This is a genomic window from Actinoplanes sp. GCM10030250, from assembly GCF_042666575.1.
GTDB lineage: Bacteria > Actinomycetota > Actinomycetes > Mycobacteriales > Micromonosporaceae > Actinoplanes.
Window position 1 is genome coordinate 42054 of record NZ_JBHTDO010000014.1, and the last position, 24380, is coordinate 66433.

Consider the following 24380-nt stretch of genomic DNA (forward strand, 5'->3'; position numbering starts at 1 on the left):
CGAGGTTGTTCCCGCAGCGTCCGGGCGCTCCTAACGTGGTGGGGTGCTCGGGTCGCGGAGCGTCGCCAGGGTTGCCGAGTCCATCGACGAGGTGGACCGGTTCATCGCGGAGCTCGACGAGTGGTTCACCGCGGCGGCCGGCGTCGACGCGCTCGGGCAGTACACGACGCAGCTCGCCACCCTGTCCGAGGTGGTGCGCCCGGCGCTGGAGCGTAACCGCGAGTTCCTGAGCGGCATCGCGACCGGCCGGGACCCGGGCGAGGTCTACGACGAGTGCCGGCGCGCCGATCGGCGGACCGTCTTCGTGCGCCGGCTGTGGCGGTGGTTCGCCGTGCGGTTCGACCAGCGCAGACAGCCGCATCTGGAGGACGTGCTGCGTGCCGCCGACCAGGTGGTGTGGAGCTGCTGGGCGCAGACGTGGCAGTTGACCGGTGCGGGCAAGCCGGGGCCCGCCCCGCTGCCGTACCTGGATCCACAAGTGTCGGCGTCGACGACACCGCGGGTGGACATGCCGCACGACCTGCTGGCGGTGCGCGACAGCGTCCTCGCCGGGCAGGTGCGGGCGATGCCGGTCCCGGTGATCGCGCTGCCGGAGCGGGTGGCCTGGCGGCCGTGGTGGCTGGTGCTGCTGGCACACGAGACCGGGCATCAGGTGCAGTTCGAGCTGTCGCCGGGCGGCGCCGAGCCGGCGCGTGACCGGGTGGCGGCGGCTGCCGCGGAGGCCGGCGCGGGCCCGGACGAGGTGCTGCGGTGGGAGACCTGGTCGGTGGAGATGTTCGCCGACGCGTACGCGGCGGTGATGGTCGGCCCGGCGATCTCGTGGGCGGTCGGCGAGCTGGAGCTGCGGGCCGGCGACGGGCAGCTGCGATCACCGGCGCCGGGATATCCGCCGCCGCTGGTGCGCCTCGCGCTGTTGGCGGCGGTCACCGGGGAGCCTGCCGAGGAGCCGACTCCGGCGGCGGCGGGTGTCGCCGGGCTGCTGGCCAGGGTCCCGCGGGTCGCCGCGGCGCTGCTGACCGTACCGGTGGGGCAGCAATCTCTCGCGGTGGCAGCGGCAAAGGCCGCCGCGTGGCGGCAGGCGTCGGCGGTGTGGCGCCGCCAGTTGACGGCGCCGGCCGAGCCGCGGCCTTCGGCCACCGTCGAGGCGGCGCGGTTGTGCGTGGCCGGTGCGGTGGCGGCCTGGCGCGACGGCACCGGCGAGAAGGACGCGGACCTGTTGCGGCGCCGGCTGCTGGCGACGCTGCCGGGATGTGGGCCGGATGGGGTACGGGCGGCGGACGCACCGGCACCGCGAACGGTACGGGACGCCGCCCGCTCGATGACCGATGTGCTCTTCTCCCCGCTCGTCGAGGAGGAGCCGTGAAAGTGACGATCACGGTCAGCCGGGACCAGCCGGAGTCCGGCCCGCTCTGGAACGTGTCGGTGCGCACCGCCGGCACCCTGGTGGCGCACCGGACGATCCCGGCGCACGTCGACACGGAGGGCCGCTGGTGGCCGGCCCGGGCGGATTCCGGTGACGCCGCGGTGCTGCCCGGGTTGTCCGGCCGCCTCGCCGACCGCAGCGCGACCGCCGCCGACGTCCTGACCTACGGGCGGCTGCTGTTCGACTTCCTGCTCGGTCAGGAGGCCTGGGCCGTCGTCCGTGACCGCGCCGACCCGGCCGACGTCCTCGAGTTCCGGCTGTCCTGGCCGGTGACCGACGGTGCCCTGCACCGGATGGTCTGGGAGCTGATGCACGACGGCGAGGGGCACCTGGCCCTGAGCGAGGACCTGCCGGTGGTCTTCCTGCGCGAGGTGCCGGAGTCGAAGGTCACCGTCGAGGACCGGCCGATCCGCACCATCCCCCGGGTCCTGTTCGCGGTGGGAAGCCTGCTCACCGATCCGCGGATCCGGCCCGGCGCCGAGTTCATGGGGGTGCTGCGCGCTCTCCAGCGCGGTGGCGGCGCGATCCGGCAGCGGGTGCTCACCGATGCGAGCCTGGCCGGCATCGGTCAGAGCTGCGCCGAGTTCCAGCCGCAGATCGTGCACCTGATCGGGCACGGCCGCTGGGACGAGCTGGCGTCGCGGGCGGTGCTGGAGTTGCGCTCGGACGAGAACACGGCGGCCCGCGCCGAGGTCACCGGGCCGGAGCTGTTCGGCGCCCTGGCGGGCAGCGCTCCGCCGCCGGTGGCCGTGGTGATCAGCGCTTGTGAGAGCGGGGTGGCGTACAGCGAGGGTGGCGCGCCGCTGGCCGCGACCCTGGTGGCCGACGGTGTGCCGGTCGTGATCGCGATGGCCGGCGATGTGGCGGACACCGCCTGCCGCCTGTTCACCCGCTCGGTGGCGGCGTCGGTCTCGGACGGGACTCCGCTGGCCCGGGCGGTGCGGGAGGGCCGCCGGGTCGCGTTCCGCCGCAAGGTCGACGACCTCAACCCCTTCGACTGGGCGCTGCCGGCGCTCTTCGTCACCCCGGAGATCGCGGAGGGCTTCACCCTCGTCGACACCGCAGCGTCCCGGATGATCCGCGACAAGGTGTGCCAGCTCGGGCTGGACTGGACGCCGGTGTTCTACGGGCGGGACGAGTTCTTCCAGGACCTGGACCGGCTGCTGGACCCGGCGGACGGGCTCGCGGTCCTGGCCGCACAGAGTGACGACGGCGCCGCGTACGGCGGAACCCGGCTGCTGCGGGAACTGGCCGCGGCCGCGGTCCGGGCCGGTCACCTCCCCTGCCTGATCGGCCCGTTCGTGAAGGGGCGGGCGCCCACCACCGTCCGGACTCTCGCCCTCAAGATCACCAACGGGGTGCTGCGGCTGCGCAAGACCCTCGGCGTGGACCAGGGCTGGCAGAGCGCGACCCTGGCGCAGCTGGCCGCCGGCGTGGACGTGCCCGCCGGCCTGCCGCCGGCCGCGATGATCGCCCGCCTCGAACGCCTCGCCCGGCTGGCGCCGGACGACATGTCGATCCAGGAGGTCACGGATCCGCTGCGGGAGGACCTGTTCACGCTGGCCGCCGACGCCGCCGCGATGGGCGGGCCGTTCGCCGCGGCCTGCCGGCCGCTGTTGCTCCTCGACGACGTGCATCTCTACGACCATGCGCTCGACGCTCTGGCGGAGGAGGGCGGTCTGGGGCCGGCCGGCTTCGGCGCGGGCTCGCGGATCCTGCCGACGGTGCTGTTCGGCAAGGTGGCGCTCGCCAACGAGCAGCGGCTGGCCGGGATCGCCGCCACCAACGTCGGCGGGGGCTGGTGGTCGCTGCGTGACGTCCGGAACTTCCGGGAGCTGGCTCTGCGGAACAACAGCGAGGAGGACCTGCTGGCGTACCAGTGGTGGTACCTCAACCCGGCGCCCGCGACCGGCGGTCCGGCCACGGTGCTGGCACCACGCCGGGTCGCGAACAATCTCTGGGCCGAGGTGGCGCGCCTGAAGATGGAGGAGAGCCACCAGGTGTACGACCCGGTCCGGCTCAGCCGCTTCGCCAAGTTCGCGGTGGAGCGCGCATGGTTCACCACGAGCACTGACGACGAGATACTCCGGGCGTACGGGATCATCACATGACCGACGGCCGGCCACCGACCCACGAAGATCTCGCCGCACTGGTGGCCGAGATGGATCGCGACGCGCCGGCGGCCGGACCGGGCCTGTGGGATCTGGGGCAGGAGGAGGCGCTGTGGCTGGCGCTGCCACCGGCCTGGACCGTCGACGTCGCTGAACAAGCCCGGTTCCCCGCGCCGCCGGTCGGCGCGTTCGTGGAACGCGCCGCGCAGGCGTCGGTCGTCGAGTTCAACGAGTCGATCGCCGAGGACGGCTCCGAGACCAAGACCTTCTGGCCGCGCGACAGCGTCCGCGAGTCGCTGCTCACCGGATGCCTGGACCACTTCGGGCTGGAGACCGTGCAGCACACCGCGGCGACCATCGCCGAGCGGATCCTGGACGCCGAGAGCGACGGCCACGACGTCGGCGACACCGTGCACGACTGGGCCCAACTGGTGCTGGCCGGCAACGGCCACGTGGCCGGGGACACCCTGCTGGACCGGGTCCGCGACGCGGTGATCGCCGACGACCTGGCGCGCGCGATGCGGGCGCTGTCCACCGCGGAGGCCCTCGGCCCGCTCGCACCGCACCTGGCCTCCGCGGTGGTCCGGGCCCGGCGCCTGGTGCACCTGGGCTATCGCCGCCGCCACGACACCGTGGCACTCGGCGGCTTCCTGCGCCGCGAGGAGCAGGTCACCGCGGTCCGGGAGCTGATCCGCGGGTCCGGCCGGGCCTGGGCGCTGCACCTGATCGGAATGGGCGGCGTCGGCAAGACCATGCTGATCCGCTACCTGTCCAGCGGCGCCTTCGCCCGCGACGAGCACGTCCCCGAGTTCCCGGTTGCCCGGGTCGACTTCGACCATCTCAGCCCGGCCTATCCGATGCGCCGGCCGGTGCAGCTGCTGGTCGAGCTCGCCGACGAACTGGCGCCGTACGCCGACGACACCATCCGGGGCGCGATGCTCGACGCGTTCCTCGAGATGGCGGTCAGCGCGCACGCCTCCGCCGCCGGCCGCCCGCCCACCGGCGATCCGGACGCCGACCCGATCGTGCGGCTGGCGACCAGCCTGTTCGGGCGGTTCCTGGCGGCACTGCCCCAGCCGGTGGTGCTGGTCCTCGACACCTGCGAGGAGCTGGCCAAGATGCACCCCGGCAACGCCGAGGCGCCCGCGCTGGCCCGTACCTTCGCCCTGCTGGAAGAGGTGCACGCGGCCGCGCCCGGCGTCCGGGTCCTGCTGGCCGGCCGCCGGCACCTGGCCTCCAGCGGTGCCGGCTGGCGCCTGGCCGAGCCCGGCCCGCTGCCGCCGCGCGACTACCTGCGCCGGGCCGAGCTGCGCGGGTTCACCCGCGAGGAGGCCCTCGACTATCTGGGCGCCGGCGTGATGCCCGCCGAACTCGCCGAGGCGATCCTGGCCCGCTCCCCGGAGGCCGGCCGCACCGCCGGCATCGCCGCCGCCGACCGGCCCAATGACCGGCACAGCGACCGGCCCGGCGACCGGTACAACCCGTTCGACCTGGCGCTCTACCGGTCGTGGTGGCAGTCCGACCGCGCGCTCACCGGCGAACGCCTCCGCACCGCGGGTGAGGACGCCTACGTGGAGGCCCGCATCGCCGGCCGACTCCAGGACCCGGCCCTGGAACGGCTGCTGCCGGCGGTGGCGCTGCTCGGCCGGTTCGACGAGACACTGCTCGCGCCGGTCGCCGCCGACGCCGGCACCACCGCCGTGACGGCGATCGCCAGGCTGGCCGAGCAGGAATGGGTCGAGACGGCCACCCACCCGGACACCGGCGATCGTGTCCTCCAGGTCGCCGAGCTGCTCCTGCCCCGCCTGCTGCGATGGGCCGGACGATCCGAGCGCCGGGCCCGGCTGGACGCGGCCCGCACCCGGCTCGCGCAGCGGCTCACCGAACACCTGGCCGAGAAGGACCTGGACCGGATCGGTGCGGACCACGTCATCACCGCGCTGCGGCTGGTCGCGCCGGAAGAGGCGGCGCGGCTCTGGAGCGGCGCCGAGGAGCGGATCGCCGCTGAGGGACGGTGGGACTGGGCGGTCAACGTGCTGCCCCGGGTGCGGGGAGAGTTCGCCGAGGACGCCGGGCGCCCGCTGCTGGCCGCTGGGCTCGCGGCCACCGCGATCGCGGTGCGCAGGCGGGAGAACCCGTTCGACGACCTCGAAGCGGCCTGGCAGGCGGTGGCGGAAACGGTGGCCGCCGCGCATCTGCCGGTGCCGCCGGCCGGCGACGACTGGGCGCCGGGTTCGGCCGCGATGCTGTTGCGCCGCGCGATTCTGGGCGCCGCTGCCGTACGCCGTCAGCCGTCCTTCCCGAACCCGCTCACCGACGTGGTCGCGCTGCTGCGTGAACCGGACATCGACCCGGCGCTGAACCCGTCGATCGCGGCCGCGCTGGAGACCCTCGCCGAGCAAAACGACCCCGCCGTGCTCACGGAGCTGCGCGAAACCGCGACCCGGTGGTTCGGCGCACACGATCTGTCGCCCGACGCCGCGGCCGCGGCCGGTGTGGCCCTGGCGACGATGACCGCGTCGCACGCCCGGGAGGCGGAGTCCTACCTGGTCACCGCCGAGGTGCAGATCCGCTCCGGTGACGGCGGGCCACCGGCCGCGGACCTGCCCGGACGGCCCGACCCGCTGACCTGGATCCGGCTGCACCGGGCCCGGCTCGGCAGCCGGTACGCGGAGATGACCGACCCGCGGAAACGGGAGCAGTGGCTGTTCCTGGGCCGTACCCGGCTGGCCACCGTCGACGGTGAACGGCTGGTCTCGCAGTGCCTCCAGCTGGAGCTGAGCGTCGGCACCGTCCCGGTGGAGCGCCTGAACGCGATCGCCGCCCTGCACAGCTACTCCGCGCAGCGCCGGCCGGACCGGCTGATCCACGACGCGGTACCGCCGCTGTTCGTCACCCTCGCCGAGGGCTACCTGGCCGCGGGCCGCCCGGACCGGGCCCAGCAGGTGCTGGAGAAGGACCGCAAGGCGAGCCGGTCGGCCCGGGGCGAGGACGCGACCGAGCGGCTCGCCAACCTGGCGCTCGCCCGGCTGGCCCGCCGGATGCGCACGCCGATGTCCGCGTCGCTGGCCAACCAGCTCAACCGCTACACCGGGACGGGGGTCGGCGCGATCGGCGATCCGCGTGTCTGCGGACGGTTGTGGGGTGCCCGGCTGCTGCTCGAGGACGTCGCGCCGGCCTTCGACTCCCGTGCCGAGTGGCAGACAGCGATGTGGCTGGCCTGGTGGTCCAGCCAGCGGATCGACCCGACAACGGGACGGGTGCACCTGCCCGCCGCCTCGTGGCCACGCAACCGATCCAAGCCGGTTGACGACTTGGCGGCCGCGGTTCGGCAGGCGGTGCGAATCGGAACCGGCCCCGGCCTCGACGACCTGCGGTACTGGCTTTCGCTGCAGCCGGGCGAGCCCGCATCGGCTGACTTCCGGTTCACCGATCCCGAGCCGGTGGGTTCAGCCCTTTTCCGTACGGCGTTGCTCACCGCCCCTCCCGTGTCGGTGGCGTCGGCGGCGCTGGAGGCCGGGGAGCTGTGTGCGCTGCGCCGGCCGGAGGAGGCGCTCGATCTGCTCGACCTGGCCGCCCGGCTGGCACGGGGCCGTAGTCCGGTGCTCGCCTTCCAGGCGGAGGTCTGCGCCACCCTGGTGTCGGGTCACCTGCACGACGGCGGGGGGCGGCGGGACCTGGCCGGCTACTACGAGGAGTTCCGGGAGCACACCGGTGCGGATCTGCCGTCGTGGGAGGACCTGCCGGAGGCGACCGGATATCAGGGGGTGTGGCGGGACTGGCTGATCCGGTGCCGGGTGGCCGCGGCGTTCGCCGCCGGGGAGACGCTGCCCGAGCCGCCGAAGGGGCCGCGGTCGCCGGAGGTCGATCCGGCGCGGTTCCGGGCGGTGTTCTCGCAGCAGATCGAAGATCGGCCGCCGCCGCCTGCTTATGCGCCCGCACCTCTGGATGACGAGCCCGCCCCTCTGGACTATGGGTTCTCTACTCTGGGTCATCCGTCCGCGCCGGTCCGGCGTTCCCGGCTCGTGCGCACGTCTGGGGTGCTCGGCCTCCTCGTACTGATCGTGGCCACGCTGACTGGGCTGTTCCTGTGGTTCTTCGCGGACGACCCCCATAGCGGGGCGGTCCAACCCACCCCGACCGTCGGCTCCACGCCCGGATCAGATCTCCCGGGGCCCCGCCCCACCACGACAAGCCTGCCCGAACCGCCTCGTGCGGGCGGCGGAAACGGGACCTCCGGCAGCAGGACAGTCATCGCCGTCGCTCTGGGCGCGGTCGCTGTGGCCTTCTGGGGTATTCCGCGGATACCGGTGGTGCGACGCCGGCTCATCTGGGCGTTCGGAATGACCGAGGCTGTCGCCGGAGGACACGCCAGCCTCGTGGCTCTCACCGTCGCACCAGTGGCTTCGCTCAGGCCCGCCCGGGCGGCGACCCGGTGGCTGCTGTTGCCGAGCGCAGACCGCTGGTCCATCGAGATCGGCGGCCCGCCGAGCGCCGAGCAGGCTGCCTCCCACGTCTTCTCCCAGCGGGGTTCCGGCAGCGGACCTCGCTACGGCACGCTGGTGACGCCCCCCGACGTGGCGACGCTGGACTGGGAGGCCACGATAGCCGCCGCCACCGGCCGGACCGACAGCTGGCGGCTGACCTGGCACCGGACCGCGTCCGGCACCCCGCGGGACGCATCGCACATCTGGACGCACGGCGGGGTGGACATCATGGCGGCGCCCGGCTGCGCCACCCAGGTGCGCAACGGGTACGGCGAGCACCTGCCGGCCCCCGAGCTCCTGGCGACCACCGGCATCGAAGCCGTCGACGGCGGCCCGCTGCACCGGGTCCGGCACCGGGTCGGTACGCCCGTCCTCACCTCCAACGGTGTCCTGCTGCGCCTCGACGGCCGCGTCCGGCTGGAGAAGGCGCCCACCGACTGGCTGCTGGCCCCCGACGAGATCGACGCCGCGACCTGCCCGCTGATCGTCCTGCAGGACCTGCCCTACGACGCTCCCCCGCACGTCGACGACCTGCACCTCAGCCTGCTCCGCCAGTTCGCCGTCGACGTCGCCGCGACCGGCGCCACCATCCTCGTCGTCCTGCCGGCGCTGCCGTTCGACCTGGTCACCCCGGTGACCCGGCAGCTCGCTCGCCGGCTCGCCGACCGGTCCGGGCTGCCCGGCCGCCGTGCGGTGGCCGGCGCGATCGACGCCGTCAAGACCGAGATCGTCCGGTACGGCGTGCAGCGCGGTGAGGCCGCCGCCGCCCGGGAGATCGCCCTGCACGTGTTGCACTTCGTCGCCTGAAGGGGGCTGACATGTCCACACCCGCCGATCGGCTCTGGACCCGTGTCAAGGAATGGTGGTCGTCGAAGTCCGAACCACTGGTGGACGCCTTCTTCGCGGACGGCGGCGCGCCGGTCCGCCCGTACCGTGGCTATCTGCGTTTGTGGTTGTCGGAGATGTCACTCGCCCAGGACCGTCGCTCCGCGACCGACCGCTATCCCGCACTCCAGGCTTCGGTGCGGCTCTCCTTCGCCGGCAGCCCCGGCACCGTCCTGCCCACCGTCATCCGGCCGCCGCAGGGACAGGAGGGCCCCGGTATCCGCCGGGACATCCCGCTCACCGCGCTCCTGCCGTACGCCGGCGGCACCGTCGACCTGCAGGTCGCCCTGCTCGACGTGGCCGGCAACGACGACCTGGCCATGGCCCTGGACATCGTCGGCGAGTTCTCCTCCCTGCTCACTCCGCCGCTGTCCACCGTCGCCGCGGTGGCCGGCAAGGTCGCCAACGGCATCAACCGCATCGACGAGCGGATGGAGGCCGGCGGGCAGCGCCCGGTCCTGGCCCTCCAGCGCAGCCTCACCGCCGACGCGCAGGGCCTGCAACCCGGCCACCTGGTCGGCGCGCTCGCCACGACCGGCGAGCTGCCGGCGGGCTCGTTCACCGTCTCCCACGGCCGCCTCGTCGACACCGGCAGCGGCGAACCGATCGCCGGCCTCGACCACCTGGTGCTGCGCCTCGAGGTGATGCCGGAACGCGACGACTGGCGCTTCCCCGAGTGGGACGTCCTGATCGGCCAGGCTCAGGAGGCCCAGCTGCTCGGCCAGGCCGACCGGTTCCAGCAGATCCGCGCCGACGTACTGACCAGGGTGGTGCTCTCCGCCGACCTGACCCCCGACGACCGCAGGCGGGTGGCCCGCCTGATCCGCGACGAGCTGGACAGCTTCTCCCTCGGCGCCGCCGGCGAGGAGCGGACGGTGACGGTCGGCGGCCTGGTCGAGACCCACGGCCTGCCGGACGCCATGACCGTCCGCGACCTCGACATGGCGGCGCTGCTCATCCACGCGGAGTGAGGAGTCAGGAGAACTCCTTCTCGAACTCGGTGACGATGATCCGCGCCGCCGCCTCGATCAGCGCCAGATGGGAGAACGCCTGCGGGAAGTTGCCCAGGTGGCGCCCGGTCTCCACGTCGAACTCCTCCGCGTAGAGCCCGAGCGGCGAGGCGACCCGCAGCAGCCGTTCCATCAGATCGCGGGCGCGCTGCTCCTCCCCGACGATGGACAGCGCCGAGACCAGCCAGAACGAGCAGATGAGGAACGAGCCTTCCCGCCCGGACAGGCCGTCGTCGGTCTCCTCGGTGCGATAGCGCAGCACGAAGCCGCTCTCGGTCAGCTGGTCGGCGATCGCGAGAACGCTGGCGTGCAGCCGGGGGTCGCCGCGGTCGAAGAAGCCGAACATCGCCGCCAGCAGCGTGGACGCGTCCAGCGCATCGGTCTCGTAGTGCTGGCGCAGCACGCCGGCGTCGGTCACGCCGTGTGCCAGGACGTCCTGCTTGATCTCCTCGGCGCTGGCCCGCCAGGTCTCGGCCAGGGCGGCGTCCGATCGGATCTCGGCCAGCTTGGCGGCCCGGTCCATCGCGACCCAGCACAGCAGCTTGGACGACACATAGTGCTGCGGCTTGCCCCGCGCCTCCCAGATGCCCTGGTCCGGTTCCCGCCAGATCGCCATGGCGCAGCGTGCCTGCGACTCGACGAGCGACCACAGCCGCCGGGGCAGGCGCTGGCTGCGGCGGCTGTGCAGCAGGACGGAGTCCAGTACAGCGCCGAACACGTCGTTCTGCCGCTGGTCGAAGGCCCCGTTGCCGATCCGCACCGGGCGGGCGCCGGCATATCCGGACAGGTCGTCTCGGGTGGACTCGGTCAGGTCGCGCCGGCCGTCGATGCCGTACATGATCTGCAGGGAACCGTCGGCGTTCGGCTCGAGGTCGGCGACGAACTGCATGAACTCGTTCGCCTCCCAGTCGAGATTCAAATAGTGCAGCGCCTGGAGCGTGAAGGTCGAGTCCCGCATCCAGGTGTAGCGGTAGTCCCAGTTGCGCTCGCCGCCCGGCGTCTCCGGCAGCGACGTGGTGAGCGCCGCAATCGTGGCACCGGTCGGCATGTACGACAGCCCTTTGATCACCAGGGCGGAGCGCTGGATCGGGTCACGCCACCGGTGGTCGGGCATGCGGGCGCGGTCGAGCCACGAGCGCCAGTACCGCGAGGTGGCGGCCAGCCTGCCGCGGGCGTCGTCGAGGCTCGGCACCGGGGCGGGTCCGGCCGCCCAGGACAGCGAACAGAAGACTTCGTCACCCGCGTACAGGGTGCGCCGTGCCCGAGTTTGATCACCTTCGACGCCCAGCGCCAGGTCGGTCCGCAGCCGCAGGCTCTGACCGGCTCCGCTCGCCTCGGCGGTGTGCCGGCCGGCGTCCGCATCGAGGGTCCACACCGCTGGCGTCCGGCCGTAGTCGAACACCGGCTCGCAGACCAGCTCCACCTCGACGGTGCCCTCCAGGCAGCGCGCCGTGCGCACCAGCATGTGGTCGGCGTCGTCGTCGGCCGGCGGGCGGGTGTGCGGCGTGACCTCGTCCGTACCGTCGTGCGGCCCCATGGTGAGCGCTTCGCGCACCTCGACCCAGCCGGTGGGCGTCTTCCACGTGGTGACCAGCACGTTCGTCCCGGGCTCGTAGGCACGGGCGGCCGGGTGGTTGATACCGAACGGTGCCAGCCGGAAGTAGCCGGCCTGCCGGTCCAGCACGGTGCCGAACACGCTCGGTGAGTCGAAGCTCGGCACGCACAGCCACGCGACCGACCCGTCCGGTGCGATCAGCGCCCCGGTGTGACAGTCGGAGAGAAACGCGTGGTCGGCGATCGGCGGAAACGGCGACGGGGCTGCCGCGCTCTGCTCCCGCGATCCGCCATCCACCTGCTGTTGTCCAACTTTGTCCGACATGCCGCACTCCGTCCGATCGGCACGGTGCCCTCGGCATCATCGTCACGACCACCACCCCCACGCGCCTCATCCCCCAAGGGTGGCCTCAACTTCAAGATCCCTTTTTCGTACGACCCACGAAAAGCCCTCGGACAATCGCGCGGCACAGCCACCCGCACCGCAAGGCCGCCGGCAGCCGCCGGCTCATGAGCCGGGTCAGCCCATCCCGGCTCAGGCTTCCGGGCGGCCGGCTTCCGCCCGTGGCAGCCGGACGTGAACCGCCGTACCGGACGGCTGATTGGCGGTCAGCTGGATCGTCCCGCCGTGCATCCGGACGATCGTGCGGGCCAGGCTCAGCCCGAGCCCGCTGCCGGTAGTCCCCTGATGACGAACGTTGCTGCCACGGAAGAACCGGTCGAAGACCCGGTCACGCTCTTCGGCCGGCGTACCGATTCCGGTATCGGAGATGCAGAGCTCGGCCATGCTCCCGCCCGCGATCAGCTCGATGCGCACCTCCCCGCCGAGCGGGCTGTACTTCACGGCGTTCGACAGCAGATCGTCGACCACCTGCCGCAACCGGCGCGCGTCCCCGTCCAGCAGTACCCGCGCCGGCAGGTCCGTGCGCAGCAGGACGCCGGTGTCCGCGGCGGACCGGCGGGCCCCGGCGACCGCCTCGGCGACGATCGCCGCGAGATCGACCTCACCGATCGCCAGCCCGAGGTGACCGGAGTCGAGACCGGCGAGGTCGAGCAGCTTGTCGACGACCCGCTGCAATGCCGCGGTGTTACGGGTGACCGAGTGCAACATCTGCCGGTGATCCTCGTCGAGGAAGCCGGCCTCCTCGTCCAGCATGGTGACGTTCGCGGCGATCGAGGTGAGCGGCGTGCGCATCTCGTGGCCGACCAGGGCGATGAGGTCGTCCTGGGCGCGGGCGAGCTGCCGGGTGAGCTGTTCGGCGCGGCGCAGCGCCACATAGACGCCGAACTGAGCCGCGACACCGTCCAGCAGCACGGTGAGCAGCTGCTCGTGCTGTTCCGGGGCGTCCGCGTAGCAGGTGAGAACACCGAGCAGGGTTCCGCCGTCGCGGACCGGGACGGCCAGGACGGTGTGGATGCCGTGCCGCAGCCACGCCTGCACCCTCGCCTGCTCGTACGGCGTGTTCAGCTCGGTGTCGGCGGCGATGTCGGCGACCCACATCGCCCGGCCGCTGCGCCAGACCCGGCCGGTGACCCCGGCACCGTGAACGGGAGTATCGCCGAGGAAACCGTCCGGGTCGTCGCCGGACGCGTCCCATTGACCGGCCGGGTGCAGCTGTCCGGTGCCCTCGTTGATCAGGAACAGTTCCGCGTACGGCCAGCCCAGAGCGGTGCCGACCGTCTCCAGGACGGCGGCAGCGGCGTCGGTCTCCGAGTCCGCGGCCCGAAGAGCATCCTCCACGGCGAGGTGGCAGGCGCGGAACCGTTCGGCGCGGCGGATCGCCGTCAGCTCGTGTGCCACCGCCACCGCACCCAGGAGCCGCCCGTCGCCGGCGATCATCGGCCGGGCGGTGGTGGCGAAGGTGCGCACCGGCTCCCCGGGGGCAGCGGTCACCACGTCGAAACCGTCCACGCTCTCGCCGCGCAACGCCCGCATCAGCGGGACGTCCTCCCACGGGAGCCGCCGCATCCGGGCGTCGTGGAGCACGTCCCGTACCAGCGCCGGATAGTCGGCCGGAACCGCCGCGGTGAGCGGCACTCCTTGGATCTCGCGCAGCACCCGGTTCATCAAGACCACCTGGCCGGCCTCGTCGCAGGCGAGGACTCCCACCGACAGGCTGTCCAGCAGAGCGATCAGGAAGCTGCTGTCGTGGTCCGCCCGCTCCTCCGCGGCCGCCCGCAGCTCTTCCGCAGCGGCCTGCTGTTCCTCCGCAGCGGCCCGCAGCTCTTCCGCGGCGGCCTGCTGTTCCTCCGCAGCGGCCTGCTGTTTCTCCGCGGCGATCTGCTGCGTCAAGTCGGTGAGGAAGGCGCACGCCAGCGCCCCGGCCGCACCGTGCACCACCGACAGCGACGCCGCGACCGTCAGCCGGTGCCCGTCGCGCCGCTGGACGCTGACCCGGCGCAGCACCGGCCGGCGCGGCCCCGCCGCGAACAGCCGCTCGAGCGCGGCACCGATCGGCTGCCCGTCGTAGCCGGGCAACAGGCTGTCGTCGAGGTGTCTGCCACACACCTCGGCCCGGCTGAATCCGAGGAGATCCTCCGCGGCACGGTTGAAACCGACGACGGTCCCGTCCGAGTCCACCGCGAGAACCGCCTCCTGCACGCTGTCCAGCAGCGCGGCGCTGTCGAGCGACGCCACCTGGTCGGCGGCCTCGACGGGTGCGGGCGGGCGCAGAAGCTCGGCGATCTCCAGCAGGGTCGTCAGGTCGTCGTCGGTCCACTGCCGGGTCGTGGTGTCGAGCACGGTCATCGAGCCGAGCAGACGATCGGCGTCGTCGCGCACCGGTACGCCGAGGAACGACCGGACGCCGTACTCGGTCACCAGCGGATGCTCACGCAGATCACTGATGTCGTCGTGCAGCATGTCCTCGCACACCACCAGATGATCCTGAATGACGATGTACTTGCACACCGAGTACTCGATGGGCGCCCGGCCGTCCGTGGTCAGCGACTGCGGCAGGCCATGGCTACCGGCGAAGAATCCCTCGTCGCGGCCAACCAGCGTCACCGACGCCATCGGCGCGTGCAGCAGGCGGGCCGCCAGCCGCGCGATGGCGGTCAGCGGGATCGGCTGGGCCGGCAACGCGCGACGCGCCCGGTGCACCGCGGCCAGACGTGCGGGATCACCCAGAATCGCATCGTCGACCATCGCCACGACCGCACCCCGAATCGGCTGCCAAGCTCCTTTGACCGATGATTTCCCCGCCGGGATTGCCCCTTTTGCCGGTCTCAAACCTGTACGCCGGAGTTATCTACACAGCGACCGGAGTCCGGCAATGCCCATAGTGCCCGTATGAGCGCATGGTGCCGGTAAACCGCGGGCGCCGTACCGCCGCCGCGTGACACCGGTTGTGCCCGGTGTGCAGCCTCCTTATCTGCTGGACCAGTACGCCCCTGGCCAGGGCGACGGTGTCAGCGTCTGCCTCGACGTGGGCGCGTCCACAGCCGTGCTCGGGGTGCACGGCGCCTGGGGGCGCGGGCTGCTGCGCACGACGGACACGGCGATGCACAAGTGCCTGAGCGAGCATCCCGCCGCTCTGATCCTCGACCTCACAGCCCTGGCCGACAGCCATGCGACGAGCGCGCCGATGTGGATGACCGCGCGGCGCCTGGGTGCCGCCATGGATCCCGCGGTGCAGGTGCTGGCGTGTGTACCGGAGGACAGCAGGCTGACCCAGCGGCTGTACCGCCTCGGCGTGGTCCGGTCGCTGCCGATCTTTCCCACCGTGGCCCAGGCGTGCACGGCCGCCGCGCAACGGCTGCCGCTGACCGGCCGGATGCAACTCGACCTCGCCCCGGACGCCCACGCGGCAACGCGAGCCCGCAACCTCGTCTCCGACATCTGCGTGGCCTGGCGGGTTCCGGACCTGCGCGACCGGGCCCGCCTGGTGATCTCCGAACTGGTGAACAACGCGGTCCAGCACGCCGGCACCCCGATCACCGTCCTACTCTCCCGCCGGGGCGACGGAGTCCATCTGGCGGTGTGCGACGGCGACCCGGGGCTGCCTCGACTGCTCACCCGTGACCCGATGACACCTGACACTCTGAGCCGGCGCGGCCTGGGCCTGCGGGCGGTGCACGCGGCCGCCACCGTGTGGGGCGCGATGCCCACCCGGCACGGCAAGGTCGTCTGGGCCACGATCCGCGGATGTTCGCGCCGGGAGTGAAGGTCGTCCGGCCACGATGGTTACGCCGGGAGTGAAGGTCGTCCGGCCACGATGGTTACGCCGGGAGTGACCGTGGCGAGCCGCAAACCTGCAGTACGGGGCGCCATACCGTAGGTTGGTGACCTCGCACGCGACGTACGCAGAATAAGAGGCAATCACACGATGACGGCGGTATCAGGTCGGCAGTCAGCCGCTGGGGCTCCCGCAAGCGCCGGGCACGGAACGGACGAGGATCAGCGGGCGCTGTTCGGGCAGTCCACAGCCGTTTTCGCGTCGCTCACCGGTCCGGAACACCTGGTGGAGTCGGCGAACCCCGCGTTCTTCGCCACCATCGGCAAAGAGGACGCCCACACCGGGGTCCCGCTCACGGAGCTGGCACCCGGCCTGACCGATCAGGGTTTCATCACCCTGCTGGACCAGGTCTACCGCACGGGTGAGCCCTACACCGGCCGTGACATCCGGGTCGTGCTCGGCTCCGGCCCGGACGCGCGGGAGGCGTTCTTCGACCTCACCTACGAACCGCGCCGGGACGCCGACGGCACCGTTGCCGGGATCCACGTGATCGGCATGGAGATCACCCAGGTCAAACAGGCCCAGCGACTGATGGCCGAACACCGAGCCCTGCTGGAGCAGATCGCCCGCCAGGCACCCCTGACCGAGGTGCTCGACGGGATGGCCCGCTCGATCGAGAACCTCGCCCCGGAAGAGGTGCTCGTCTCCGTACTGCTCGCCGACCCCGACGGCAGCCACCTGCGCCACGGGGCCGCACCCAGCCTCCCCGACTTCTACAACGAGGCCATCGACGGCATCGCCACCGGTGAGGGTGTCGGCTCGTGCGGCACCGCCGCCCACCGCCGGCAACCGGTGATCGTCACCGACATCACCACGGACCCGTTCTGGGCCGACTTCCGGGACCTGGCCGGCCGTGCCGGGCTGGCCGCCTGCTGGTCCACGCCGATCCTGGCCCGCGACGGCAGCCTGCTGGGCACCTTCGCCATGTACCACCGCACTCCCCGCGTCCCGCAGGACACCGACCTGGCCCTCGCCCGGGTCTTCGCCGGCACCGCCGCCCTCGCCATCGAACGTCACCACGACGAGCAGGCAAGACTGGCCGCCGAAGCATTCGCCAAGTCAGCCAACGAGGAACTGGCCAAAGCAGTGCGCGCAGAACGCGAACTACGCGCCGAAGCCGAACAACGCGCCGCCGCGGCAGCCGAGCTCACCGCCCGGATGCGCACCGCCGCAGCCGCCCAGTCGGCCACCCCACACCCCGACCACTGCCAGCTCGGCGGCGCCGCCGGCTGCACCTCCCCGGCCGAGATCAAAATCGCCGACTCCTGGGGCGACGCGGCATGGGGCTGCTCCTCCCACGTCGAGGAAGCCATCATCAACGTCCGCTCCGTCTTCATAGCCAGCGAAGAACTCGGCGGCCTGGCCGCCTACCTCAACCGCTGACCCCCACCCACTCAACCGCCCCACCCACTCAACCGCCCCACCTGCCGCCCACCCCCCTCAACCGCTGGCCCCGGGGCGCCCGCCGCCGCAGCCTTGCGGGCCGTCAGGCGGCGCCGCCACCGCCCTTTATCAACGCAGCTCCAGTCAATCTTGGACAATCAAGCCGCCTATAGCCGGTCCAACTGTCCAAGATCCAGAAGTCACGGCGACCGCAGCCCTCCCGCACCCGAGACGCAGCTACTTACCGGACTTCTTGCCGGCCTTCGCCGACTTCAGCTCGGCCTTCACATACTTCTCGACAAGCTCCGGCTTCTTCATGTCAGCGGTACCCTTGACCCCACGCCGCGACAGCTGAGCACGCAGGTCCGCCACCTTCATCCGAGCGATCTTGCTCTCGCTGACCTCCGGGGTGTTCGGAGTGTCGTTCCCGCTCGTCGGGTTCTTGGTGGACCGCGCGTTCTTCTTGGCGCTCTTCGCCGACTTCAGCTCGGCCTTCACATACTTCTCGACAAGCTCCGGCTTCTTCATGTCAGCCGTACCCTTGACGCCCCGCCGCGCCAGCCGAGTCCGCAAGTCGGACGCCTTCATCCGCGCGATCTTGCTCTCGCTGACCTCCGGGGTGTTCGGTGTGTCGTTCCCGCTCGTCGGATTCTTGGCAGTCTTGGTAGCAGCCATGCCGCTTCGCCTCCGTTTATCGACGTTCCCGATCATCTGTCAGCTACCCGCTCCCGCGTCGCCGACACCTGCAGCGGCGGATGTCCCTCCCCACGGTCACGATTCGTCCGGCCGAATCGGGCGATGGTCCAGGTTCGAACGCCGCTCTAGCATCGAGGTGTCGACCAGTTTCGGAGCCCGGAGGGCGCCATGGCGAGGGGACGGATCCTGGCGGCGTCGGTGAGCGTGCTCGTCAGCGCGGCGGTCGGCGTGGTGACCAACGTGGTCACTTCGAACTGGAACGTCGTACTGCTCACGGTTCTCGGCGCCCTGGTGGTTCTCGGCGTCGTCCTACAGGTGGTGGTGAGCCGGTCGGAGGAGCCGGGCCGGACCGGGGGCCTGACCGCCCGGGCGTCCCGAGGTGGCCAGGTGGTGCAGGCCGGCCGCGACGTGATCCTGCCGGGCCGGACAGTGCGAGCCGAGCACGATGTGATCCTGCCGGGCCGGCAGCCGACTCCGCCGCTGCCTCGCCCCGAGGAGCACGATGGCGACCGCTGAGAGTGCGGCGGGCGATGGTGCGGCCCATGACCTCAGGGCGAGTGCGCGCAGCGGCTCGGTCATCATGCAGGCCGGCCGGGACGTCATCACCGGCAATGTGTTCACCGGGAGCTTCGCCCGGCTGAGGGATGTGTGGATCGATCCGGGGGCGGTCTTCGACGAGGTCGAGGTCGACCGGTTCGCCGGCCGTGAGTGGCTGATCGAGCGGGTGGACCGGTTCATCGAACGGCACAACCGCGGCTATGTGGTGATCCAGGCACCGGCCGGGGTCGGCAAGACCATGGTCGCCGCCTGGCTGGCCGCCGATCGCGGGTGGCCGTGCCATTTCACCCGCCGCCAGCGCGGGCGCTATGCCACCACCGCACTCCGCAATCTCGCGGCGCAGGTGATCGCCGGGTACCAACTGTCGGAACAGTTCGCGCCGGGAGGTGTCCTGCCGGAGACCGCCGGCGAGCCCGGCTGGTTCGAGCAGGTTCTCAAAGCCGGCGGTACGGCCGCCACGGCTCGCGGCGAACGGCTGGTGCTGATCGTCGACGGGCTGGACGAGGCCGAGTCGTTCGACGGCGAACTCCCTCTGGGACTGCCGACCCGGCTGCCGGCCGGCGTCATCATGGTGGTGACGTGCCGTACCGGCAAGCGCCTCATGGGTATGCGCCTGCCGTGGGAGCACACCACGTTCGAGCTGACCGACAAGCGCAACCTCGACGACATGCGCCTGTTCATCCGGCAGACCGCCACGTCGGATCCGGTGATCGCCGCGCAGCTCGCCGAGCGGGAGGTGCCGGAGGACCAGTTCGCCGAACGGCTGCTGAAGCGCTGCGGCGGTGTCTGGGTCTACCTGCGGTACATCCTCAATGAGCTGCGCCTGGGGATGCGGCAGATCGATGACCTCGAAAACCTCCCGTCGGATCTGATCGGCTACTACACCGAGGCGCTGCGCCCGGACCTGTTCGACGGCGAGTCCGCGCGGGCTCGCCTGACCGCGACGCTCGCCGCGGTCACCGAGCCGCTGCCGCCTGATCAGCTGGCCCGGCTCGCCGGGCTCACCGACCCCGGGCTCGTCGACAGGCTGTGCTCGGGGGCGCTGCGTCCCTTCCTCACCGCGGTGCCGGACACCGCCGGGGTGCCGTCCTACGGCATCTACCACGTCTCGCTGCGTGACTACCTTCATGGTGCGACGGCCGAGCCGCGGTGGGACGCCGACCTGGCGGAGGCGCATCGGCTCGCCGGCTGGGCCCGGGAAGCCCACGCGCGCATCGCCGATCTCTACCGGCGGGCGACGGACGAGAACATCGATGGGTACGGTCTGCGCAACCTCGCCTACCACCTGGAGCGAGCCGGACGCGCCGGTGAGTTGCACCAGCTGCTCGCCGAGGAGATCACCGGCACCGGCGGCGGCGTACGCAACCGCTGGTACGCGGCACATGACCGGGCCGGGACCCTCGCCGACTACCTGGCCGACGTGCAACGCGCGTACCGGCTCGCCGCCGCTGACAACGACGCCCGGCTCGGCCGGGGCCAGAGCGTCCGGCTGGGCCTGGAGGTCCGGTACTCGGTGATCGCCGCCGCCGTGGTCTCGTTGACCAACAGCATCCCGCCGGACCTGATCACCAGGATGGTCCGCAGCGGCGTCTGGACCGGCCGGCAGGCGCTGAACCACGCCGCCCACCTGCTGTGGGACCTGCACCGCGTCGTGCTGCTCGCCTCCCTTCTGCCGTGGCTGCCGGAAGCGGAACGAACCCGGGCACAGGCCGACGCGGTGGCCGTCGCCGCGGCGACCACCGACCCGGAGGAACGGGCGGGTCTGTATGTCACCCTCGTCGAGCTGCTGGACCGGGATGCCCCGCACGATCTGCTGGCGGTCGCCGTCGCAGCGGTCGCCGAGGCAGTCGAGGACGACGGCGAGGAAATCTCGCGGCTGCGGGACATCCTGCCCCTTCTTCCCGAGGACCTTCTCCTGCGGGTGCTCGCCCTCGCCGAGCCCCTGCTCGACTCCACCTACGCGGCCGGGCCCCTGCTCGCCGAGCTGATGCCCCTGTTACCGCCGGCGCAGGTCAGGGCGTTCACCGACCGGCTGGACACCGAGGCGATCCAGCCCGTGGACACCGACCTGCTGCGCGCCCTGACCCCGCTGCCGGCGGCCACGCCGGCAGAGCGGCTGCTGACACTGGCCAGGCGTCCCGCCGACCCGGACGACCGAGCCATCTCCCTCGCTGTCGTCGCGGAAGGGCTGGACGACCGTACCCGGAAAGACGTTGTTGCCGAGGCCCTCGCAGCGGCCCGGACCACCGAAAACCTCGAGTGGCGTGCCAGCGCCCTGGTCTGGGTGGGCACCGCCGCCGGCGCGCATCAGCGCAACGGGATCCTCGAGGAGGCGCTCGCGGTCCGGGCCGGCCTGAACCCGCGGGCGGACCCGGTCTGGGACATGCTCGACATCGTCGAGCTCCTCGGGGACGGTGCCCGGCAGGACGCCCTCAGCCGGGCCCTCCGCCTGTGCGAACACGACCCGGATCACCGGCTGCGAGCACGGATGATCGAGACGCTGGCCGACGCCACCTGGACCGAGCCGCCGTTTGCTCGCCTGCTGACCGCGGCCGAGGCCATCACCGGCCACGCGGCCCGCGCCGAGGCCCTGACAGCGCTGGCCGGTTCCATTCCGCTGGATCTCAGCGAGGATCTCCTGCGCGCCGTCAAGCAACTGGACGCGGAGAACCGGACCGCTCCGCTCATGACGCTGGCCACCCGCCCGGTGAGCGGGCTGACCGCCGCGCGCCTGCTCGACGAGGCCGCCGGGTGGTCCAGCTCCGTCGAGCGTTATGGGCTGGTGGCGAGGATCGCCGGCACGATCCCGGACCGGCTTCTCGGGCGTGCTCTCACCGTGGTCCAGTCGATCACGGACGAGTTCGGGCGCGCGATGCTTCTCGCCCGGATCGCCGGGACCCGTCCGCGAGACCGTCGGCCTCCTCTGATCGCGGAGGCCGAACACCACATCAACGGCCTGCTGAACGACGTCGACCGAGCACGGGCAGCCGTTGAGCTGGCGCGGGTGTGCGAACCCGGGCACGCCGGAGCCGTACTGACCTCGGCTCTCGACGCGATCCTGGACGCCGAGTCCGCCAACATCCGCTACTACGGGTTGAAACGGCTGCTCCCGGTACTGCCCGAAGGCGAACGGACGCGAGCGGCACAGGCCGCGCTCGACGCCGCACGTGCCGACGACTTCACCGATCTCCGCGCGTACGCGCTCGGCGAGATCGTCGAATGGCTGTCACCGGAACTCCGCGACGCGGTCCTCGATGAGGCTTACGCCGCAGCCGGGGAGTTCCCGTATTCACTCGTGAGGGCCTTCCTGCTCGCCGACCTCTCCACGCGTGTCCCGGATCCGGTGCGGCAGCGTGACCTCTTCCTGGAAGCGACAGCACTTCTCGACGAGGCCGCGAGTGGCGCCACGGTGGCTCCCGCCCTGCGCCGGATCGCACCGATCGCGATCCGCGCCTTCCGGTTGTTGCCGAAACCGCTCCAGCTACGTTCGATCTCGGCAGTCCGGATGCTGACAGGCGGCCGGACCGGAGCGGGCTTCCCCCGCGAAGCGCTGCACCTGATACCGGACAACCTGCTGGTCGAGGCGGTCGAGGCAGTGGGAGCGATCCACGATCAGCGAGCCCGGGTCCTGTTCCTCGGTCCGCTTGCCGCGCACCTGCCGCCTCGGCCGCGCCGGATCGCTCTCGCTCACCTGTTCCGCGACACCAACGACGTCCGGGGCCGCCAGCTTCTGCTCCAGCAGGCGGCCCTGCTCTGGCAGGGTGAGCTCGATCCCGAACGGATGGACGTTTTGCGCCGCTGCCTGGAGGGCGTCGACCTGAACGACTGCTTCGCCCTGTTGGCGTCGGTCTTCGACCTCGTTCCGGCGGAGATCAGGGACGATCTCGCCGAGCAGTGTCTCGACGCACTCGCCTCCGCGGAGCGGTGGTGGCCACGGCTCTCCGAAGCCGGCGCGGAAAGTTAGAGCGTTGACAGTCAGAACCCTACTGGGCGCTGACCGTCACCGAGAGCCTCGTGCTCCTCGCCGGCGCCGCGATGTGGCTCGCCTCGCGCCGCGCCATCAACCGCGGCCTCGCCGCCGGAAAGACCTACCGCCTGCTCGGCGTCAACCGCTCCAGCGGCGAGTTCGCCTGCGTACAGGGCAAGGGTATGTGTGACGGTGACCCGTCCGCGCAGGCCAACATCGACGCGATGAAGACCTGGCACCCGGCCGGTCCGTGCAGCCTGCGGACCGGCCGATCAGATCAAAAGATCAAACAGCAGGTGTACGCCTGAGCCGCCCGCCTTCTCCAGGTTCCGGGTCAGTGGGATTCGCGGGACACCCGATCGCCGCTGGCGCCGAGCAGGAAACTGTTGTCGGCGCCGGTGTCGGCCTGCCCGACCGTGTCGACGTAAAGGCGTTCCCACCCGCGGCGGGGGTTGGCGAAGGCGGCGACCGCTGCCGGTGAGGGTTCGCGCGCTTCGAGGTCGGCGTCCGGGATGTCGACGTCGAGGCGCCGGTTCGCGATGTCCAGGATGATCATGTCGCCGGTCCGGACCTTGGCGAGGGGACCACCGGCGGCGGCTTCCGGGACCACATGCAAGACCACTGTTCCGTACGCCGTACCGCTCATCCTCCCGTCGGAGATCCGCACCATGTCCCGCACCCCCTGTTCGAGGAGCTTGGCCGGCAACGGCATGTTCGACACCTCCGGCATGCCCGGATATCCCTTGGGCCCGCAACCGCGCAGGATCAGTACCGAGTCGGCGGTGACCTCCAGATCCGGGTCGTCGAGGCGGGCGTGCAGGTCCTCGACCGAGTCGAAGACCACCGCCGGGCCGCGGTGCTGGAGCAGGTGCGGTGACGCGGCGGCCGGTTTGATGACCGCACCGTCCGGGGCCAGGTTGCCGTAGAGGACCGCGATGCCCGCGTGCGGCTGCAACGGCTCCTCGCGGGCCCGGATCACCTCCCGGTCGTAGACGAGTGCTCCGTCCAGGTGGTCGACGAGCGGGCGCCCGGTCACCGTGATCGCCGCCGGGTCGAGCAGGTCACGGACCTCGGCGAGCACCGCGTGCAGGCCACCGGCCCGGTAGAGGTCGTCCATCAGGAACCGGCCGGCCGGCAGCAGGTCGACGAGCAACGGCACACCGGCACCCGTACGGTCGAAGTCGTCCTGGGTCAGCGGCACGCCGAGCCGCCCGGCGATCGCGAGCAGGTGCACCACCGCGTTGGTTGACCCGCCGAGGGCGGCGAGCGCGACGATGGCATTGAGGAACGAGCCGCGGGTCAGCACCTCGCTGGGCCGCCTGCCCTTGTCGACGAGTTCGACGGCGAGCACACCGGTGGCATGGGCGGCCTCGAGCAGGCGGCTGTCGGGGGCCGGGGTGCCGGCCACGCCGGGCAGGGTCATGCCGAGCACCTCGGCGAGCAGGCCCATCGTCGAGGCGGTGCCCATCGTGTTGCAGTGGCCCTTGCTGCGGATCATCGAGGACTCGGAACGCTGGAACTCCGCCGAGCTGAGCGTGCCCGCCCGGACCTCCTCGGACAGCTTCCACACGTCGGTGCCGCAGCCGAGCGGGACACCGCGGAAGGTGCCGGTCAACATCGGGCCGCCCGGCACCACCACCGCCGGCAGGTCGACCGAGGCGGCGCCCATCAGCAGCGCGGGAATGGTCTTGTCGCAGCCGCCGAGCAGGACCACGCCGTCGATCGGGTTGGCGCGCAGCATCTCCTCGATCGCCATCGCGGCCATGTTGCGCCACAGCATCGCGGTGGGCCGGACCTGCGTCTCACCCAGCGACACCACCGGCAGGTTCAGCGGGATGCCGCCGGCCTGGTGTATGCCGTCGGAGACGCTCCGGGCCACCTCGTCGAGGTGGGCGTTGCACGGGGTCAGGTCGGAGGCCGTATTGGCGATGGCGATGTGCGGGCGGCCGTCGAACGCGTCGGCCGGCAGGCCGCGCCGCATCCAGGCCCGGTGGATGTAGCTGTTGCGGTCGTCGCCGCCGTACCACTGAGCGCTGCGCCGTGGCTGCATCGTCCACCTCCGAATCGT

13 protein-coding genes are annotated in these 24380 nt (G+C 71.9%); 9 read left to right on the forward strand and 4 right to left on the reverse strand.

Annotated features, from left to right (window positions below; all coding sequences use genetic code 11):
• Positions 1-43 precede the first annotated feature (43 nt).
• The 4 genes from ACFQV6_RS19430 to ACFQV6_RS19445 are packed head-to-tail and all read left to right on the forward strand — an operon-like array spanning position 44 to position 9877.
• The gene (locus tag ACFQV6_RS19430; protein WP_378028921.1) at positions 44-1363 is read left to right on the forward strand and encodes a hypothetical protein; all 1320 of its coding nucleotides are present in this window, start codon (positions 44-46) and stop codon (positions 1361-1363) included.
• Positions 1360-3534 carry a CHAT domain-containing protein gene (locus tag ACFQV6_RS19435; protein ID WP_378028922.1) on the forward strand — a complete coding sequence of 725 codons (2175 nt, stop codon included), beginning with the start codon at positions 1360-1362 and terminating at the stop codon, positions 3532-3534. Before ACFQV6_RS19430 ends, ACFQV6_RS19435 begins: the two co-directional genes overlap by 4 nt.
• Positions 3531-8828, forward strand: coding sequence for an AAA family ATPase (locus tag ACFQV6_RS19440; RefSeq protein WP_378028923.1), 5298 nt, complete (start codon positions 3531-3533; stop codon positions 8826-8828). Before ACFQV6_RS19435 ends, ACFQV6_RS19440 begins: the two co-directional genes overlap by 4 nt.
• A gap of 11 nt (positions 8829-8839) precedes the next feature.
• Positions 8840-9877, forward strand: a complete 1038-nt coding sequence (locus tag ACFQV6_RS19445) for a hypothetical protein (RefSeq protein WP_378028924.1) — start codon at positions 8840-8842, stop codon at positions 9875-9877.
• Positions 9878-9881: 4 nt separating this feature from the next.
• On the opposite strand, the gene ACFQV6_RS19450 is transcribed toward ACFQV6_RS19445, so the two are convergent.
• A complete protein-coding gene (locus ACFQV6_RS19450; RefSeq protein WP_378028925.1) occupies positions 9882-11795 on the reverse strand; it encodes a glycoside hydrolase family 15 protein in 1914 nt (637 codons plus the stop codon).
• A 210-nt stretch (positions 11796-12005) separates the two neighbouring features.
• The gene (locus ACFQV6_RS19455; RefSeq protein WP_378029050.1) at positions 12006-14618 is read right to left on the reverse strand and encodes an ATP-binding protein; all 2613 of its coding nucleotides are present in this window, start codon (positions 14616-14618) and stop codon (positions 12006-12008) included.
• A 190-nt stretch (positions 14619-14808) separates the two neighbouring features.
• Here ACFQV6_RS19455 and ACFQV6_RS19460 point away from each other — a divergent pair, with 190 nt between their 5' ends.
• A complete protein-coding gene (locus ACFQV6_RS19460) occupies positions 14809-15636 on the forward strand; it encodes an ATP-binding protein (protein ID WP_378028926.1) in 828 nt (275 codons plus the stop codon).
• A 162-nt stretch (positions 15637-15798) separates the two neighbouring features.
• A complete protein-coding gene (locus tag ACFQV6_RS19465; protein ID WP_378028927.1) occupies positions 15799-17091 on the forward strand; it encodes a GAF domain-containing protein in 1293 nt (430 codons plus the stop codon).
• A gap of 237 nt (positions 17092-17328) precedes the next feature.
• On the opposite strand, the gene ACFQV6_RS19470 is transcribed toward ACFQV6_RS19465, so the two are convergent.
• Entirely contained in the window at positions 17329-17766 is a 438-nt protein-coding gene (locus ACFQV6_RS19470; RefSeq protein WP_378028928.1) for a hypothetical protein, read from the reverse strand.
• Positions 17767-17955: 189 nt separating this feature from the next.
• Between ACFQV6_RS19470 and ACFQV6_RS19475 the strand changes: the two genes are divergently transcribed.
• From ACFQV6_RS19475 to ACFQV6_RS19485, 3 genes are read left to right on the forward strand one after another with little or no spacing between them, the layout of a single operon-like run.
• Positions 17956-18303: a hypothetical protein gene (locus ACFQV6_RS19475; RefSeq protein ID WP_378028929.1), complete on the forward strand. Its 348-nt coding sequence runs from the start codon at positions 17956-17958 to the stop codon at positions 18301-18303.
• On the forward strand, positions 18290-22309 hold the full coding sequence (locus ACFQV6_RS19480; protein ID WP_378028930.1) for a hypothetical protein: 4020 nt from the start codon (positions 18290-18292) through the stop codon (positions 22307-22309). Before ACFQV6_RS19475 ends, ACFQV6_RS19480 begins: the two co-directional genes overlap by 14 nt.
• 50 nt (positions 22310-22359) lie before the next feature.
• The gene (locus ACFQV6_RS19485; RefSeq protein WP_378028931.1) at positions 22360-22620 is read left to right on the forward strand and encodes a hypothetical protein; all 261 of its coding nucleotides are present in this window, start codon (positions 22360-22362) and stop codon (positions 22618-22620) included.
• Between the two features lie 26 nt (positions 22621-22646).
• Here ACFQV6_RS19485 and ACFQV6_RS19490 read toward each other — a convergent pair whose 3' ends face one another.
• Entirely contained in the window at positions 22647-24362 is a 1716-nt protein-coding gene (locus tag ACFQV6_RS19490; RefSeq protein WP_378028932.1) for an IlvD/Edd family dehydratase, read from the reverse strand.
• Between the last annotated feature and the right edge of the window lie 18 nt (positions 24363-24380).

Excerpts from the sequence above, each read along its gene's own strand:
- ACFQV6_RS19440 (WP_378028923.1), top strand. The coding sequence starts at position 3,531 with ATGACCGACGGCCGGCCACCGACCCACGAAGATCTCGCCGCACTGGTG.
- ACFQV6_RS19445 (WP_378028924.1), top strand. The coding sequence starts at position 8,840 with ATGTCCACACCCGCCGATCGGCTCTGGACCCGTGTCAAGGAATGGTGG.
- ACFQV6_RS19450 (WP_378028925.1), bottom strand. The coding sequence starts at position 11,795 with ATGTCGGACAAAGTTGGACAACAGCAGGTGGATGGCGGATCGCGGGAG.
- ACFQV6_RS19455 (WP_378029050.1), bottom strand. The coding sequence starts at position 14,618 with ATGGTCGACGATGCGATTCTGGGTGATCCCGCACGTCTGGCCGCGGTG.
- ACFQV6_RS19465 (WP_378028927.1), top strand. The coding sequence starts at position 15,799 with ATGACGGCGGTATCAGGTCGGCAGTCAGCCGCTGGGGCTCCCGCAAGC.
- ACFQV6_RS19470 (WP_378028928.1), bottom strand. The coding sequence starts at position 17,766 with ATGGCTGCTACCAAGACTGCCAAGAATCCGACGAGCGGGAACGACACA.
- ACFQV6_RS19475 (WP_378028929.1), top strand. The coding sequence starts at position 17,956 with ATGGCGAGGGGACGGATCCTGGCGGCGTCGGTGAGCGTGCTCGTCAGC.
- ACFQV6_RS19480 (WP_378028930.1), top strand. The coding sequence starts at position 18,290 with ATGGCGACCGCTGAGAGTGCGGCGGGCGATGGTGCGGCCCATGACCTC.
- ACFQV6_RS19490 (WP_378028932.1), bottom strand. The coding sequence starts at position 24,362 with ATGCAGCCACGGCGCAGCGCTCAGTGGTACGGCGGCGACGACCGCAAC.